Origin of the sequence: Actinomadura sp. WMMB 499, from assembly GCF_008824145.1 — a bacterium.
GTDB lineage: Bacteria > Actinomycetota > Actinomycetes > Streptosporangiales > Streptosporangiaceae > Spirillospora.
The window spans coordinates 8941145-8955535 of sequence record NZ_CP044407.1 but is presented as its reverse complement, the minus strand read 5'-3'; the positions used below and the strand labels follow the sequence as shown (position 1 = coordinate 8955535).

Here is a 14391-nt window from a genome sequence, read left to right as displayed (position 1 = left end):
ATGATCGTCACGCTGACGCTGAACCCGAGCCTCGACCGGACGATCGAGGTGGACGTCCTGACGCGCGGCGCGGTGATCCGGGCCCGTTCGGCGCGCCTGGACCCGGGCGGCAAGGGCGTCAACGTCTCCCGCGCGCTGCTGGCCAACGGCGCCGACTCCACCGCCGTGCTCGCGGTGGGCGGTGCCGACGGCGAGCAGCTCCGCCGGTTGCTGCGGACCGAGGGGCTGCCGGTGCGGGCCGTCCCGGTCGCCGGGCGCACCCGATCCAACGTCACCGTCGTCGAACCGGACGGCGTCGTCACCAAGCTCAACGAACCCGGCGGGCCGCTCTCGGCCGCGGAACTGGACGAGGTCACCGGCGCCGTCGAGGCCGCGGCGGCGGGCGGGGCCGGCTGGGTGGTCGGCTGCGGGAGCCTGCCGCCGGGCGTCCCCCTCGACGCCTACGCGGCGCTGTGCCGCCGGTTCGCGGCGGACGGCGTGCGGGTCGCGGTCGACACCAGCGGCCCCGCGCTGCGCGCGGCGGTCGCCGCCGGGCCCGACCTGGTCAAGCCGAACCTGGAGGAGCTCGCCGAGGCCGTCGGCGGCGAGGTCGGCACCGTCGCCGACGCGGTCGAGGCCGCGGGCGAGCTCCGCGCGCGGGGCGCGCGCGGGGTACTGGTCAGCCTCGGTGCCGAGGGCGCCGTGCTGGTCGACGACGACGGCGTCGTCAGCGGCGACGCGCCGGTGGCGCGGCCGCGCAGCACGGTGGGCGCGGGCGACGCGCTGCTCGCCGGTTTCCTCGCGGCGGGCGCGCGCGGCGAGCGCGCCCTGGCCGAGGCCCTCGCCTGGGGCGCGGCGGCCGTCCGGCTGCCCGCGAGCCGGATGCCGGGCGAGCGCGACATCCGCCGCGACATCGTCCGCATCCATCCCCGGCCCGACCTCGCCCGTCCGCTCCTCGCCTGACCCCCGCCCCGTCCCAGGACCCGCCCGACCCCACCCCCACCCCCGAACGACAGGAGGCCGCGATGGCCACCGCCTACACCCCCGAGCCCGCGGGCAGCGGGCTCCGCGCCACCGTCCAGCGGTTCGGCGGCAAGCTGGCCGGGATGGTGATGCCCAACATCGGCGCGTTCATCGCCTGGGGCCTGATCACCGCGCTGTTCATCCCGACCGGCTGGCTGCCGAACGAGGACCTGGCCGAGCTCGTCGACCCGATGATCAAGATGCTGCTGCCGGTGCTGATCGGCTACACCGGCGGCCGGATGGTGCACGGGCAGCGCGGCGCCGTGGTGGGCGCCGTCGCCACCGTCGGCATCGCGGTCGGCGCGGAGCAGCCGATGTTCCTCGGCGCGATGATCATCGGCCCGCTCGCCGCGTACCTGCTGAAACTGTTCGACGGCCTGGTGCAGGACCGCGTCCGCACCGGCTTCGAGATGCTGGTGGACAACTTCTCCGCCGGGATCATCGGCGCCGCGATGGCCGTCGTCGGGCGTGCCGTGATCGGCCCGGTGATGAGCACCGTCTCCGGCTGGGCCGAGGACGCCGTCGGATGGCTCGTCGAGCACGACCTGCTGCCGCTGACGTCGCTGCTGGTCGAGCCCGCGAAGGTGCTGTTCCTCAACAACGCCGTCAACCACGGGGTGCTCACCCCGCTCGGCGTCCAGCAGGCGGCCGAGGCCGGCAAGTCCGTCCTGTTCATGATCGAGTCGAATCCGGGTCCGGGCATCGGCGTGCTGCTCGCCTACCTGTTCTTCGGCCCGAAGCGGCTGCGGCCGAGCGTCCCCGCCGCCGCGATCATCCAGTTCTTCGGCGGCATCCACGAGATCTACTTCCCCTACATCCTCATGAAGCCGCGGATGATCCTCGCGGCGATCGCGGGCGGCATGACCGGCGTGGCGATCTTCGCGGCGACCGGGGCCGGACTGGTCGCGTCCCCGTCGCCGGGCAGCATCTTCGCCTACCTCGCGCAGACGCCCCGGGGCGCGGGCAACTGGTTCGGCGTCTACGCCGGTCTCCTCGCCTCCGCCGCCGTCTCGTTCGGAGTCGGCGCGGCCCTCCTCGGGTTCGGCCGGCTGGCCGACGGGGAGAGGCCCGGCGACGACGCGGGCGACGCGGCGGCGGACACGGAGGTGGCGGACGCGGCGGCGGAGGGCGCGGCCGTGCAGGACACCGAGGTGCCTGGCACCGAGGTGAAGGACACCGGGGAGGCGAGCACCGGCGCCGCCTCGGATGCCGGAAGCAAGGCGACCGAGAAGGACCGGCCCACGGAAGGAACCCCACGATGAACGGCAAGGACGTCCGCAAGCTCGTGATCGCCTGCGACGCCGGAATGGGCAGCAGCGTCATGCTCGCCGGCCACCTCCGCAAGACGCTGAAGAAGCAGGACGTGACGGTCGAGCACACCCCCGTCGACGCGATCCCCGCCGACGCCGACGTGGTCGTCTGCCACGCCGGCCTCGCCGCGCGGGCCCGGCGGGGCGCCGCCGAGGGCACCCCGGTGATCCCGTTCGAGGTCTACCTCGGCGACCCGGCGATCGACCGGCTCGTCAGGGCCGTCAAGGACGGCGGTGAGGTCGGTGGCTGATCCCGCCGCGCGCGCGGCGGCGCGGCTGCTGGACCCGGCCGCGATCCGGCTGGACGCGCGGGCCGCCGGCCGCGACGAGGCCGTCCGCCTCTGCGGGCGGATGCTCGTGGAGGCCGGCGCGGTCGAGCCCGGCTACGTCGAGGCGATGCTCGAGCGGGAGCGCTCGATCTCCACCCACCTCGGGGAGGGCGTGGCGATCCCGCACGGCACGGCGGCGGGCCGGGACCTGGTCCGCCGCGACGCGCTCGCCGTCGTCCGGTTCCCGGACGGCGTCGACTGGGACGGCCCGCGCGTCACCGTGTGCATCGCCATCGCCGCGCGCGGGGACGGGCACATCGGGATCCTCGCCGAACTCGCCCAGGTGCTGCTCGACCCCGACCGGGCCCGCGCGCTCCGCGAGGCCGCCACGCCCGCGGACGTCCTGCGCCTGCTGGATCCTGGGGGCGCGGGCGAGACCGACGAGGACGACGACCGGGACAGCGACCGAGAACACGACCGAGACGACCGACTCGAAGAACAGGAACCGACCGGATGAAGGTAGCCCGTTTCCACGCCCCCGGAGACATCCGCCTGGAGGACGCGCCCGAGCCGGAGCCCGGCCCCGGCGAGCTGAAGATCCGCGTGCGCAACTGCTCCGCCTGCGGGACGGACGTGAAGATCTCCAGGTTCGGGCACCACCACATCGTCCCGCCGCGGGTGATGGGGCACGAGATCGCCGGCGAGGTCGCCGCGGCGGGCCCGGGGACCGACGGCTGGGCGCCGGGCGACCGCGTCCAGGTCATCGCCGCGATCCCGTGCGGAGAATGCGCCGAGTGCCGGCGCGGCCGGATGACGGTGTGCGCCGCGCAGGAGTCGATGGGCTACCACTACGACGGCGCGTTCGCCCAGTACATGATCGTCCCCGCGAAGGTGCTCGCGGTGGACGGGGTGAACCGGATCCCGGACGGCGTGTCGTTCGCCGAGGCGTCGGTCGCCGAGCCGCTCGCGTGCGTCCTCAACGGGCAGGAACTGGCGCGGGTCGGCGAGGGCGACGACGTGGTGGTGTTCGGCTCCGGGCCCGTGGGGTGCCTGCACGTGCGGGTGGCGCGGGCGCGCGGCGCCCGCCGGGTGTTCCTCGTCGAGCTCAACGCCGAGCGGCTGGAACGTGCGGCGGCGGTGGTCAAGCCGGACGCGGCGATCGACGCGGGCGCGTCCGACGCCGTCGCCGAGATCCTGGCGCGGACGGACGGGCGCGGCGCCGACGTGGCGATCACCGCGGCGGCGTCCGGCGCGGCGCAGGAGACGGCACAGCGGCTGATGGCGCCCGGCGGGCGGGTCAGCCTGTTCGGCGGGCTGCCGAAGGACGCGCCGGTCATCTCCGTGGACGCCAACCGGGTGCACTACCGGGAGCTGAGCCTGGTCGGCGCCAACGGCTCCAGCCCCGCCCACAACGCCCGCGCGCTGGAGCTGATCGGGTCCGGGGCCGTCCCGGTCGACGATCTGATCACGCACCGGCTGCCCCTGGACGACCTGCACGGCGCGCTCGACCTCGTCACCCGCGGCGCCGCCATCAAGGTGACCATCGAGCCCTGACGGCGAACCCGCCGGCAGCGAGACCCCACCGGAAGGAAGGTACGGCGATGCCCGAACGGACCGTTGTCCTCGGCTCGGCGCAGGGCCTGCACGCCCGCCCGGCCAAGATCTTCGTGCAGGAGGCGGCGCGGCGGCCCGTCCCGGTGTTCATCCGGGTCGGGGACCGCGCCCCGGTTCCGGCCGGCGGGCTGCTGGGTGTGCTGTCGCTCGGCGCCGGTCCGGGTGCGGAGGTGATCCTCTCGGCGGAGGGCGAGGGCGCCGACGCCGTCCTGGACGAGCTGGCCGCGCTCCTCGCCCGCGACCTGGACGCCGAACCGGACACCGCCCCGGACGCGGACCCCGGCGCCGCGGCGGGCGCGGCCCCCTGACCCGGCCGCGCCGCGCCGGACGTCGGGGACAATGACGGTCATGTACGCCGAGGAACGACAGCAGGCGATCCTTGCCCTGGCCCGCTCGAAGGGCCGGGTGGACGTCGTCGCGCTCGCCGAGGAGTTCTCGGTGACGACCGAGACGATCCGCCGCGACCTGACCGTCCTGGAGCGGGCCGGGACGATCCGGCGGGTGCACGGCGGCGCGATGCCGGTCGAGCGCCTCGGCTTCGAGCCGGAGCTGGCCGCGCGGGACGCGGTGATGACCGACGAGAAGCAGCGGATCGCGAAGGCCGCGCTGGCCGAGCTGCCCGCCGAGGGGTCGATCATCGTGGACGCCGGGACGACGACGGCCCGGTTCGTCCAGCTGCTGCCGACCGACCGCGAGCTGACCGTCATCGTCAACTCGCCGCCGCACGCCGCCGTGCTCGCCGCCCGCCCCAACCTGACGGTGATCATCCTGGGCGGGCGGGTGCGCGGCCGGACCCTGGCCACGGTGGACGACTGGGTGCTGCGGCCCCTCGCGGACCTCTGGGTGGACGTGGCGTTCATGGCGACGAACGGCTGCTCGGTGGAGCGCGGCCTGACCACGTCCGACCAGGCCGAGGCCGCGGTGAAGCGGGCGATGCTCGCCTCGTCGCGGCGGCGGATCCTGCTCGCCGACCGCACCAAGATCGGGCACGACCATCTGGTGCGGTTCGGCGACGTCTCCGACATGGACGTCCTGATCACCGATACGGGCCTGGACACCGACCTCGCCGCCGACCTGGCGGCGGCGGGACCGGAGATCGTCCGCGCCTGAAACGCCCCGGACCGACCCCCGAGCCTTTCACCTCTTTTCGGGCTTTCAGGACATTTCCGAATCCTCAGCCTTTCTCGACGTGCTCCACTTTCAGCTCGGATTCGGCGTGACGGGCCCGCAGCGGCTTCTTGTCCCATTTGCCGACGGTCGTCTTCGGGATCTCGTCCATGAAGGTCCAGTTCTCGGGGACCTGCCAGCGGGCGACCTTGCCGCCGAGGAACGCGGCGAGCTCGGCGGCGGTCGCGGACGCGTCCGGCCGCAGGACGACGCAGGCGAGCGGGCGCTCGTCCCAGCGGGGGTCGGGGATCCCGATGACGGCGGCCTCGGCGACCGCGGGGTGCGCCATCAGGTGGTTCTCCAGCTCGACCGAGGAGATCCACTCGCCGCCGGACTTGATGACGTCCTTGACCCGGTCGGTGATCTGGAAGAAGCCGTCCGGGTCGATCGTGCCGATGTCGCCGGTGCGCAGCCAGCCGTCGTGGAACTTCTCCGGCGCCGGGTCGCGGTGGTAGGCCCCGGTGATCCACGGACCGCGGACCTCGATCTCCCCGACGGCCTCGCCGTCCCAGGGCAGTTCCGCGCCGTCGGCGTCCACGATCCGCATCTCGACGCCCGCGGCGACGCGGCCCGACTTCATCCGCCGGTCGACGTCCTCGGCGGTGCCGGGCTCGACGCCGGGCGGCGGGATCGCCATGCCGCCGAGCGGGCTGGTCTCGGTCATCCCCCAGCCCTGGATGATCCGCAGGCCGTAGCGCTCCTCGAAGCGCTCCAGCAGGACGCGGGGCGCGGCGGCGCCGCCGGACGTGCCCGAGCGCAGCGACGACAGGTCGAGCTCGCGCTCCTCCCCGTGCGCGAGGATCGCGTTCCAGATCGTCGGGACGGCCGAGGCGAGCGTGCTGCGCTCGGCCTCGACGAACGCCGTCAGGTGCTCGGCCTGCATGAACGGGCCGGGCATGTGCAGCGTCGCGCCGGACAGGAACGCCCCGTACGGCAGGCCCCACGCGTTGACGTGGAACATCGGGACGATCGTCAGCACCCGGTCGGCCTCGGTGATACCGACCAGCGACGCCGACTGGACGGCCATCGCGTGCAGGAACGTGGAGCGGTGCGAGTACACGACGCCCTTGGGGTCGCCGGTGGTGCCGCTGGTGTAGCACATGGACGCGGCGGCGCGCTCGTCCACGTCGGGCCACGCGAAGCCGGGCTCCTCGGCGGCGAGCAGGTCGTGGTAGCGCAGCACGGGGGCGCCGTTGCCGTTGCGCTCGAGCGGTGCGGCGTCGCCGTCGCCGACCACCACGAACGCCTCCACGGCGGGCAGGTCGTGCACGACGCGGGCCAGGAGCGGGACGAGGCTGTCGTCGACGATCACGACCTGGTCGTCGGCGTGGTTGATGATGTGCGAGAGCTGCTCGGGAAAGAGCCGGATGTTCAGCGTGTGCAGCACGGCGCCCATGGCCGGCACCGCGAAGTACGCCTCCAGGTGCTCCTGGTTGTTCCACTGGAACGTCGCGACGCGGTCGCCGGAACGCACGCCGAGCCGGGTGAGCGCCGCCGCGAGCCGTTCCGCGTTGGCCGCGACCTCGGCGAAGGTGGCGCGCCGGGGCGTCCCGCCGCCGGTCCACGTGACGCACTCGCTGCGCCCGTAGACCCGCGCCCCGTGGCGCAGGATCGCGGCCACCGACAGAGGGAATTCCTGCATCGTGCTCTGGATCATGACAATTCTCCGGGGAACGCGCGGACGCGGGGAAAGCGCGCCGGCGAACGGCTCATTTCCTGACGACCGGTCACATACCGACCGGTCGGTTCACCTTAATTACGCGACGGCGGAACCGTCAACGATCGGGCGCCGGGGCGGCCCGGCCGCCCCGGGGCGAGCGTCCCGGGACGGGGGCGGCGGAGCCGTCGAGCACCCGCCGAGCAGACCATACCGACCGGTCGGTACGCAAGCGTGGCGCCGCGCCCCCGGGCGAGACTGTGCCCGGTGACCAAAGCGGGGCCGGGATTTCTGTGGCCGGGGGTGTATCGCCGGGGACGGTCCGGGGCGTTTGATCAAGGTCATGAAGATCGCCGCGCGGGCGGCGGCGGGCATCGCGGCGCTGGCGCTCGCGGTGACCGTCGCCCACCCCCAGCCCGCCGGGGCGGCACCGGACGCGGACCCGTCCGCGAGCGCGACCGCCCCGACCCCGCCCCCGACGCCCACGTCTCCGACCGCCCCGCCGCCGGACGGTCCCGCCACGGCGAACCCGTCCGACACGACCGAGCACACCGTCCCGATGGGCGGCTGGGACCGCCCCTATCTCCTGCACGTCCCGCCCGGCCGGGGCGACGGCGAGCGGCTCCCGCTCATCGTCGCGCTGCACGGCGGTCTCAACGATCCGCAGTACGTCCGCGAGCAGAGCGGCCTCGACGCGATCGCCGACGCCGAGGGCTACGCCGTCGCGTACCCGAAGGGGCTCCTCGGCACGTGGAACGCGGGCGCCTGCTGCTGGTTCGCGCGCTGGGCCGGCGTCGACGACGTCGCGTTCCTCGACCGGCTCATCGACACGCTCGTGGAGCAGGGGGTCGCCGACCGCCGCCGGGTGTTCCTCACCGGGTTCTCCAACGGCGGCGGCATGGCCTACCGGTACGCGTGCGAGCGCTCCGGCCGGGTCGCCGGGGTCGCGGTCGTGTCGGGGGCGCTGGCCGTCGGCTGCACGCCCGACCGGCCGATCTCGGTGCTGGCGTTCCACGGGACGTGGGACCCGTCCGTCCCGTACTTCGGCGGCGGCAACCTGGACGCCGACGTGAAGTTCCCGTTCCTGCCCGTGCGGCTGCTCATGGAGTTCTGGCGATGGCTCGGCGGCCTGTCCGCCCTGTCATGGCCGCTGCCCGACGCCCCGGACGGCTGCGTCGGGACGTCGCCCGGCCCGGTGCGGGTGGCGCTGTGCACGATCCAGCGGGGCGGGCACGAATGGCCGTCCTTCGCCAGCGGGCTGATCGCGTCCTTCTTCGAGGAACGCCCCTCACTGCCCGCCTCCTGAGCGGGCGCCCCGGCCGCCGTCCCTCCCCGACACGGGACGGCGGCCGGGCCGTTCGGCGGCGGTCAGGCCTCCTGGACGACCGGGGCGGAGCGGCGGGCGATCGACCGGACGATGTCGCCGGTGCGGACCGCCGTCATGGACAGCAGCGACGACGCGATGCCGTGGCTGTGCTCGGTGGCGCCCTGCAGGTAGACGTTCCAGTCGCGGTCGGACTCGGTGACGACCCGGTAGTCGCGTTCCAGGGCGAGGCGGCCGTCCGGGCCGGTGACGCACTGCCGGCCGACCTCGCCGAGCAGCGCGAACGGGTCGCGCTCGCGGTAGCCGGTCGCGTACACGACGGCGTCGGCGTCCAGTTCGGCGGCCTCCCCGGTCGGCAGGAAGCCGACCCGCAGCCGCACGGCGCCGGGGTCCTCGCGCACGTCCAGGACGCGCGAGACGTTGAGGATCCGCAGCCGCTGCACGCCCGCGACCTTCTCCGCGTACACGCGGCGGTACAGCTCGTCGATGAGGTCGAGGTCCACCACGGAGTAGTTGGTGTTGCGGGAGTAGTCCATCAGCATCCGCTTCACCTCTTCCGGGGCCGCGTAGTAGTGCTCGACGGCCTCCGGGTCGAAGATGCGGTTCGCGAACGAGCTGTCGTCGGCGGGCGAGTACCCGTACCGGGCGAACACCGCGCACACCTCGGTGTCGGGGTGGGTCCGGTGGAGGTACTCGACGGCCTCGGCGGCGCTCTGCCCGGCGCCGACCACCACGACGCGGCGGGGGTTCCAGCCGGGCCGCTCGGCGAGCCGGGTCAGCAGGTCCTCGCTGTGCCAGATCCGGTCACCGGCGCGCACGCCGTCGGGCAGGACGGGCTCGAGCCCGGCGCCGATGACCACGTTCCGCGCGAGATGCGTCTCCAGTTCGTCGTCGCGCCGGACGACGACCGCGAGGGTCGCGTCGTCGTGCGGCTTCAGCGCGACGACTTCGGAGCGGTAGCGGACCCGGTCGGCGAACGCGGCGGCCGTCCATTCCAGGTAGTCGTGGAACTCCACCCGGGTCGGGAACATCGTCTTGCCGTTGACGAAGTCGACCAGGCGGCCCTTGCCGTGCAGGTAGGACAGGAAGGAGTAGCGGCTGGACGGGTTGCGCAGCGACACCAGGTCCTTGAGGAAGTGGACCTGCATGGTGGCGCCGTCGATCAGCATTCCCTTGTGCCAGCCGAACTCGGCCTGCCGTTCGAAGAACACGGCGTCCGTGGCGGGTCCGTGCTCCTCCTCCAGCGCCACTGCGAGCGCCAGGTTGGAGGGCCCGAATCCGACGCCGACGACGTCATGGACGGGGGTCTGCATTCGCTCCTCCAACATCACGCGGACTCGGCCTTCGCGGCCGCTCCGACGATCTTCGGTACGACGTTCTCGATCAGGTGGGGAACGGCCGGCGGCGTCGGGGTGCGCAACGTCCGGAACTCCCGCGGGCCGATCTCGGGGCAGGAGCCGCGCTCGACGGCGTCCGGGCTCGAGAACACTGGGTGGAAGCCGACTGAAAGCGGCATGGCCTGGTCGGACTCGCCGAGGGCCACGATCCGCCCGGGCTCCGACCCGATCATCGTCTCGCCGAGCCCGCGGATGATCGTGACCGGGAAGGCTCCGTCGGCGGCGCCGGACACCTCCTCGGCGGGTTCGTCGTCGCCGCACGCCGCCCTCGCGCCCGGGCCGGGGAGGGGCGCGCCCGCGACGGCCGACCGCCGCATCATGTTGCGCATGCTGGACTGGTGTCCTTCCGCATTTCCGGGGAGTTGCCGTCAAAGATCTTAGGTTAGGCTGACCTAACTCGGCAATGGCGGGGTCCGAGATGGGACACCGCTCACCATTCCCCGGCCGGTTTCGGACGTTCCGCCGGCAACCCGGCACCGAGGGAATCCCGGACGACGGCACGAAGGACGGCGCCGCCGTCCGGGCTCGACGGCGGCACGGGAACGGGGCCGGGTCCGGTGCCCCGACGGACGCCGCCCCCCAGGCCCCGCTGCTCCCCCCACCGCCCGCGTCACCCGAGGCGGACGGCGCTCTGCACGAGCCGGACATCGACCGCCCTGCCGCCACGCCGGTAGGCGGTCAGGTGGACCGCGAGGGCGGTCGGCACCGCCCTGGGTGAAGCCGATGCGATCCGGCTCCCCGAACGAGTGAGGAACTCCGTGACGATCCGGGCGGCGACGTTCGCCCGCACCGGCGGGGATGAGCGCGAACGGCAGCGAGAACGGCAGCGAGAACGGCGCCACCGGGCGCAGGTCGGGCCCGGCGACCGGCGAGCCCGAGAGGGTGATCGGCCCGGCCGCCGCCCCGCGCAGGACGATCGCGAGCGCGCCGAGCACCCGGCCGGCGGGCTCGCCGAGCCCGAGCGCTTTGCGGGGGCGGGCCGGGAGGCGGCCGGTGCGCCGGTGCCCGACCGAGGCGGGCGCGCGGCGCCCCGGTCAGATCGCCGCGTCGTGCTCGGGGTGGGCCAGCAGCCAGGTCCAGACCTCCACCGGGTCGTCGGCCCGGTGCTCGGCGCCGCAGTGGCAGACGCCGGTCAGCCGGTCCGAACCCGGGGACCACTCGACCCGCAGGAGGCCGCCCGTCGCCTCGCCCGTCACCGGGAGGTCATCCGCTGCAGCATGCGGCGGGCGGCCAGACCGCCGGTGTCGATGTTGATCGACAGCTCCTGGTAGCCCTCCGGCTCGCTCGCGATGACCTTCTCGAGCTTGTCCAGGGCCTCGACGTCCTGCAGGACGACCGTCCGGTTGCTGTCGTGCAGGAACGCCGAGACCTTGGCGTCGTCCAGTGCGAAGTCGCGGGCGACCCACCAGAAGTCGTGCGTGGTCGTCTCGGTCTCCGGGACGATCGCGTAGCCGACCTCGACGTGGAAGGCGCCCGAGTCGTCGCCGTCCGCTCCCGGCTCCACGCCCGTCGGTGCGATCCGGCTGTGCAGGAGGTAGAAGCCGGGCGGGTGGAACTCGATGTCCTGCCAGCGGTCGATCCGCCCCTGGATCCCGGTCGACTCGGAGTAGAACGGCGGGCATTCGACGTCCTTCATCCGGCGGCTGACGTAGACGACGCCGGCCTCCTCGTCGGACTCGGTGGTGATCGGCGTCCGCGCGACCTCCGGCGTGCCGATGTACCCGGCGTGCAGGTACGTCTCGTGGGACAGGTCGAGGAGGTTGTCGACGAGCAGCTCGTACCGGGCGGCGAGCGGCTCCATGCCGCGGACGGTCGTGTAGCCGGGCGACTCCAGCCACGGCGCCCGCGGGATCGCGGCGGCGTCCCCCGCGCCGTCGCCGATCCACACCCAGATCAGGGAGTCCTGCTCGACCAGCGGGTAGGACGGGACGCGCGCGGTGCGCGGGATCCGGGTCTGCCCGGGCACCGCGACGCAGGAACCGTCGGGGTCGTAGGTGAAGCCGTGGTAGCCGCAGACGATGCGGTCACCGTCCCGGTTGCTTTCCGAGAGCGGGAAGCGGCGGTGCACGCAGCGGTCCGCGAGGGCGACGGGCTCGCCCGCGCGCGTCCGGTACATGACCAGGGGCTCTCCGCAGACGGTCCGGGCGAGCAGGCCGTCGCCGACCTCCTCCCCGTAGGCGGCGACGTACCACTGGTTGCGGGCGAAGACCATGGGGGCGCTCCTCGGCGGTTCGGCTGCGGGACGTGACGAGCATCTCGTCGCCGGTCCGCCGCCTCCAAGGCGCCTTCCGTCCGGTGGAAGGATCCGGTCAGCGGCCGTGCGCCGCGGTCTCGGGCGGGCGGACGGCGCGGGGCGCGCCGAGCGCCCGGGAGATGCCGCGGGCGCTCGCGCGGACGACGGGGGTCAGCGACCGCGCGTCCCAGCCGGTGTTCGGGACGACGATGGCGACGGCCGCGACGACCGTGTCGTCCGGACCGAAGACGGGCGCGCCGACCGACAGCGCGAACGACTCGACCTGCCCGTCGCTGATCGCGACGCCGGTGCGGCGGACCTCGGCCAGCGCGCGGCGCAGCTCGGCGCCGGACCCGATCGTCCGGTCGGTGAACCGGCGCAGCGGTGCTGCGATCGCGCGTTCCTGCAGGTCGTGGTCGGAGTGCGCGAGCATGGCGAGGCCGACTCCGGTGGCGTGCGCGGGCCAGCGGCCGCCGACGCGGGAGAAGACGTGCACGGCGTCGCGGGCGGAGATCCGCTCGATGTAGACGACCTCGAGCCCGTCGAGGACCGCGAGGTGCACGTTCTCGTGGGTGGCCTCGTAGAGGTCCTCGAGGAACGGCATCGCGGCGGCGCGCAGCGCGGGGCCGCGCGGGGCGAGCGCGGCGACCTCGAAGAGCCGCAGCCCCACCCGGTACAGCCCGTCGGCGTCGCGTTCCAGCGCGCCCCAGCAGGTCAGCTCGCCGGCGAGGCGGTGGGCGGTGGACAGCGGCAGCCCGGCGCGCCGCGCGAGCTGGGTGATGGACAGGACGGGACGTTCCGCAGAGAAGGCCCCCAGGATGTCCAGCACCCGCCGCGTGACCGGGGGACGCCCCTGCCCGCTCGCCCGTTCCGTCATGGTTCGCCGAACTCCTCCCGTAGCCGCCCCTTGAGGATCTTGCCTGCGGCGTTGCGGGGCAACTCGCCGGCCGGAACCGCCGACTTCGGGATCTTGTAGCGGGCGAGCCGCCCGCCGAGCCGGGCCAGCACCGCGTCCCCGGTCAGCCCGGAGCCGGGCCGCGGGACGTAGACGGCCCGGCCGACCTCGCCCCACGTCCCGTCCGGGACGCCGAAGACGGCGCACTCCAGGACGTCGGGGTCGGCGAGGATCGCGTGCTCGACCTCCGCCGGGTAGACGTTCTCCCCGCCCGAGATGATCACGTCCTTGATGCGGTCGACGATGTAGGCGTAGCCGTCCTCGTCGAGGCGGGCGGCGTCGCCGCTGCGGAACCAGCCGCCGGTGAAGGCGGCGGCGGTCGCCTCCGGGCGCCCCCAGTAGCCGCGCATCACGTGCGGCCCCCGCACGACGATCTCGCCGGTCTCCCCCGGCGCGACGTCCGTCATGCCGGGGCCGACGACGCGGACGTCGCTGAAGAAGTGCGGCACGCCCGCGGACCCGGCCTTCGACTCGGCGTGCGCCGCGTCGAGGAAGAGCGTGCCGGGCGCGGCCTCGGTCATCCCGTATCCCTGCAGGAACGTGAGGCCGCGCCGCTGGTAGGTCTCGATGAGCGACGGCGGCACGGGCGCGCCGCCGCAGGTCAGGATGCGCAGGGACGACAGGTCGGCGGTGTCCCAGCCGGGTTCGCGGGCGACGCGCTGGAACATGGTCGGCACCCCGAACACGAAGGTGACGCGGTGCTCGGCGATCAGGTCCAGGGTGGCGGCGGGGTCGAACGCCGGGACGAGGACGCACGCGCCGCCCTTCAGCAGCACGGGCAGCGCGAGCATGTTGAGCCCGGCGGTGTGGAACAGCGGCGCGGACACCAGCGCGACCTCGTCCGCGACGAGGTCGTGGTCCACCAGGACGTTGACCGCGTTCCAGGTGATGTTGCCGTGGGTGAGCGTCGCGCCCTTCGCGGCGCCGGTCGTCCCGGACGTGTACATGATCATGCACGGGTCGTCGAGGGACACCGGGACGTCCAGGGGCGCAGCGCCCGCCTCCCTCGCGCGGGCGCACACCTCCTCGTACCCGTGCGCCCACGGGCCGGGTCCGTCCAGCGCGACGTGCTCGCGGACGGGCACGTCCGCGCGGACGCCGTCCACCAGCCGGGCGTGCGACGGGGCGTGCACCAGCGCCGACGCCCCGGAGTCGGCGAGCTGGTGCGCGATCTCGGGACCGGCGAGCCGCGTGTTGAGCGGGACGAACACCGCGCCGAGCATCCCGGTGGCGAACAGGGTCTCCAGGAACGCGGGATGGTTCGGCCCGAGGTAGCCGACGCGGTCGCCGGCCCGGACGCCGAGGCCGCGCAGCCCGTGCGCGAGGCGGGACACGCGGCCGAGCAGCTCCGCGTAGGTCGCCGTCCGGCCGTCGTGGACGAGCGCGGCGGCGTCCGGCGTCTTGCGGGCGCGGCGGGCGGGCCACGACCCGAGTCCTTCGTTGCGCATGGCGGGGCGTCCTCT

General features: G+C 74.1%; 15 protein-coding genes. 8 read left to right on the top strand and 7 right to left on the bottom strand.

The genetic code is table 11. The features are described 5' to 3' along the window. From pfkB to F7P10_RS40845, 7 genes are all read left to right on the top strand, one after another. Positions 1-942 carry a 1-phosphofructokinase gene (pfkB, locus tag F7P10_RS40875; RefSeq protein ID WP_151017424.1) on the top strand — a complete coding sequence of 314 codons (942 nt, stop codon included), beginning with the start codon at positions 1-3 and terminating at the stop codon, positions 940-942. A 62-nt stretch (positions 943-1004) separates the two neighbouring features. Then, on the top strand, positions 1005-2264 hold the full coding sequence (gene mtlA / locus F7P10_RS40870; RefSeq protein WP_151017422.1) for a PTS mannitol transporter subunit IICB: 1260 nt from the start codon (positions 1005-1007) through the stop codon (positions 2262-2264). Further along, entirely contained in the window at positions 2261-2563 is a 303-nt protein-coding gene (locus tag F7P10_RS40865) for a PTS lactose transporter subunit IIB (protein ID WP_151017420.1), read from the top strand. Before mtlA ends, F7P10_RS40865 begins: the two co-directional genes overlap by 4 nt. Continuing rightward, on the top strand, positions 2556-3098 hold the full coding sequence (locus F7P10_RS40860) for a PTS sugar transporter subunit IIA (RefSeq protein WP_151017418.1): 543 nt from the start codon (positions 2556-2558) through the stop codon (positions 3096-3098). The genes F7P10_RS40865 and F7P10_RS40860 overlap by 8 nt, the downstream gene beginning before the upstream one ends. Next, on the top strand, positions 3095-4135 hold the full coding sequence (locus tag F7P10_RS40855) for a zinc-dependent dehydrogenase (protein ID WP_151017416.1): 1041 nt from the start codon (positions 3095-3097) through the stop codon (positions 4133-4135). Before F7P10_RS40860 ends, F7P10_RS40855 begins: the two co-directional genes overlap by 4 nt. Positions 4136-4182: 47 nt before the next feature. Further along, positions 4183-4503: an HPr family phosphocarrier protein gene (locus F7P10_RS40850; RefSeq protein ID WP_151017414.1), complete on the top strand. Its 321-nt coding sequence runs from the start codon at positions 4183-4185 to the stop codon at positions 4501-4503. A 40-nt stretch (positions 4504-4543) separates the two neighbouring features. After that, the gene (locus F7P10_RS40845; RefSeq protein ID WP_151017412.1) at positions 4544-5305 is read left to right on the top strand and encodes a DeoR/GlpR family DNA-binding transcription regulator; all 762 of its coding nucleotides are present in this window, start codon (positions 4544-4546) and stop codon (positions 5303-5305) included. Positions 5306-5369: 64 nt separating this feature from the next. Here F7P10_RS40845 and F7P10_RS40840 read toward each other — a convergent pair whose 3' ends face one another. Next, a complete protein-coding gene (locus F7P10_RS40840) occupies positions 5370-7004 on the bottom strand; it encodes a long-chain fatty acid--CoA ligase (protein ID WP_254716279.1) in 1635 nt (544 codons plus the stop codon). Between the two features lie 358 nt (positions 7005-7362). Here F7P10_RS40840 and F7P10_RS40830 point away from each other — a divergent pair, with 358 nt between their 5' ends. Next, a complete protein-coding gene (locus F7P10_RS40830) occupies positions 7363-8325 on the top strand; it encodes a PHB depolymerase family esterase (RefSeq protein ID WP_176611839.1) in 963 nt (320 codons plus the stop codon). A gap of 62 nt (positions 8326-8387) precedes the next feature. Here the strand turns inward: F7P10_RS40830 and F7P10_RS40825 are convergent, their stop codons facing one another. The 6 genes from F7P10_RS40825 to F7P10_RS40805 form a co-directional block, all read right to left on the bottom strand. Next, positions 8388-9656, bottom strand: a complete 1269-nt coding sequence (locus tag F7P10_RS40825) for a lysine N(6)-hydroxylase/L-ornithine N(5)-oxygenase family protein (RefSeq protein WP_218040296.1) — start codon at positions 9654-9656, stop codon at positions 8388-8390. A 14-nt stretch (positions 9657-9670) separates the two neighbouring features. Beyond that, a complete protein-coding gene (locus F7P10_RS40820; protein ID WP_151017404.1) occupies positions 9671-10069 on the bottom strand; it encodes a hypothetical protein in 399 nt (132 codons plus the stop codon). A gap of 705 nt (positions 10070-10774) precedes the next feature. Further along, positions 10775-10936 carry a hypothetical protein gene (locus F7P10_RS42980; RefSeq protein ID WP_176611838.1) on the bottom strand — a complete coding sequence of 54 codons (162 nt, stop codon included), beginning with the start codon at positions 10934-10936 and terminating at the stop codon, positions 10775-10777. After that, positions 10933-11952, bottom strand: a complete 1020-nt coding sequence (locus F7P10_RS40815; RefSeq protein ID WP_151017402.1) for an aromatic ring-hydroxylating dioxygenase subunit alpha — start codon at positions 11950-11952, stop codon at positions 10933-10935. The genes F7P10_RS42980 and F7P10_RS40815 overlap by 4 nt, the downstream gene beginning before the upstream one ends. A gap of 97 nt (positions 11953-12049) precedes the next feature. Next, a complete protein-coding gene (locus F7P10_RS40810) occupies positions 12050-12850 on the bottom strand; it encodes an IclR family transcriptional regulator (protein ID WP_151017400.1) in 801 nt (266 codons plus the stop codon). Further along, positions 12847-14376, bottom strand: coding sequence for a long-chain fatty acid--CoA ligase (locus F7P10_RS40805; RefSeq protein WP_151017398.1), 1530 nt, complete (start codon positions 14374-14376; stop codon positions 12847-12849). Before F7P10_RS40805 ends, F7P10_RS40810 begins: the two co-directional genes overlap by 4 nt. Positions 14377-14391: the final 15 nt, after the last annotated feature.

Excerpts from the sequence above, each read along its gene's own strand:
- pfkB (WP_151017424.1), top strand. The coding sequence starts at position 1 with ATGATCGTCACGCTGACGCTGAACCCGAGCCTCGACCGGACGATCGAG.
- mtlA (WP_151017422.1), top strand. The coding sequence starts at position 1,005 with ATGGCCACCGCCTACACCCCCGAGCCCGCGGGCAGCGGGCTCCGCGCC.
- F7P10_RS40865 (WP_151017420.1), top strand. The coding sequence starts at position 2,261 with ATGAACGGCAAGGACGTCCGCAAGCTCGTGATCGCCTGCGACGCCGGA.
- F7P10_RS40855 (WP_151017416.1), top strand. The coding sequence starts at position 3,095 with ATGAAGGTAGCCCGTTTCCACGCCCCCGGAGACATCCGCCTGGAGGAC.
- F7P10_RS40850 (WP_151017414.1), top strand. The coding sequence starts at position 4,183 with ATGCCCGAACGGACCGTTGTCCTCGGCTCGGCGCAGGGCCTGCACGCC.
- F7P10_RS40845 (WP_151017412.1), top strand. The coding sequence starts at position 4,544 with ATGTACGCCGAGGAACGACAGCAGGCGATCCTTGCCCTGGCCCGCTCG.
- F7P10_RS40840 (WP_254716279.1), bottom strand. The coding sequence starts at position 7,004 with ATGCAGGAATTCCCTCTGTCGGTGGCCGCGATCCTGCGCCACGGGGCG.
- F7P10_RS40830 (WP_176611839.1), top strand. The coding sequence starts at position 7,363 with ATGAAGATCGCCGCGCGGGCGGCGGCGGGCATCGCGGCGCTGGCGCTC.
- F7P10_RS40825 (WP_218040296.1), bottom strand. The coding sequence starts at position 9,656 with ATGCAGACCCCCGTCCATGACGTCGTCGGCGTCGGATTCGGGCCCTCC.
- F7P10_RS40820 (WP_151017404.1), bottom strand. The coding sequence starts at position 10,069 with ATGCGCAACATGATGCGGCGGTCGGCCGTCGCGGGCGCGCCCCTCCCC.
- F7P10_RS40815 (WP_151017402.1), bottom strand. The coding sequence starts at position 11,952 with ATGGTCTTCGCCCGCAACCAGTGGTACGTCGCCGCCTACGGGGAGGAG.
- F7P10_RS40810 (WP_151017400.1), bottom strand. The coding sequence starts at position 12,850 with ATGACGGAACGGGCGAGCGGGCAGGGGCGTCCCCCGGTCACGCGGCGG.
- F7P10_RS40805 (WP_151017398.1), bottom strand. The coding sequence starts at position 14,376 with ATGCGCAACGAAGGACTCGGGTCGTGGCCCGCCCGCCGCGCCCGCAAG.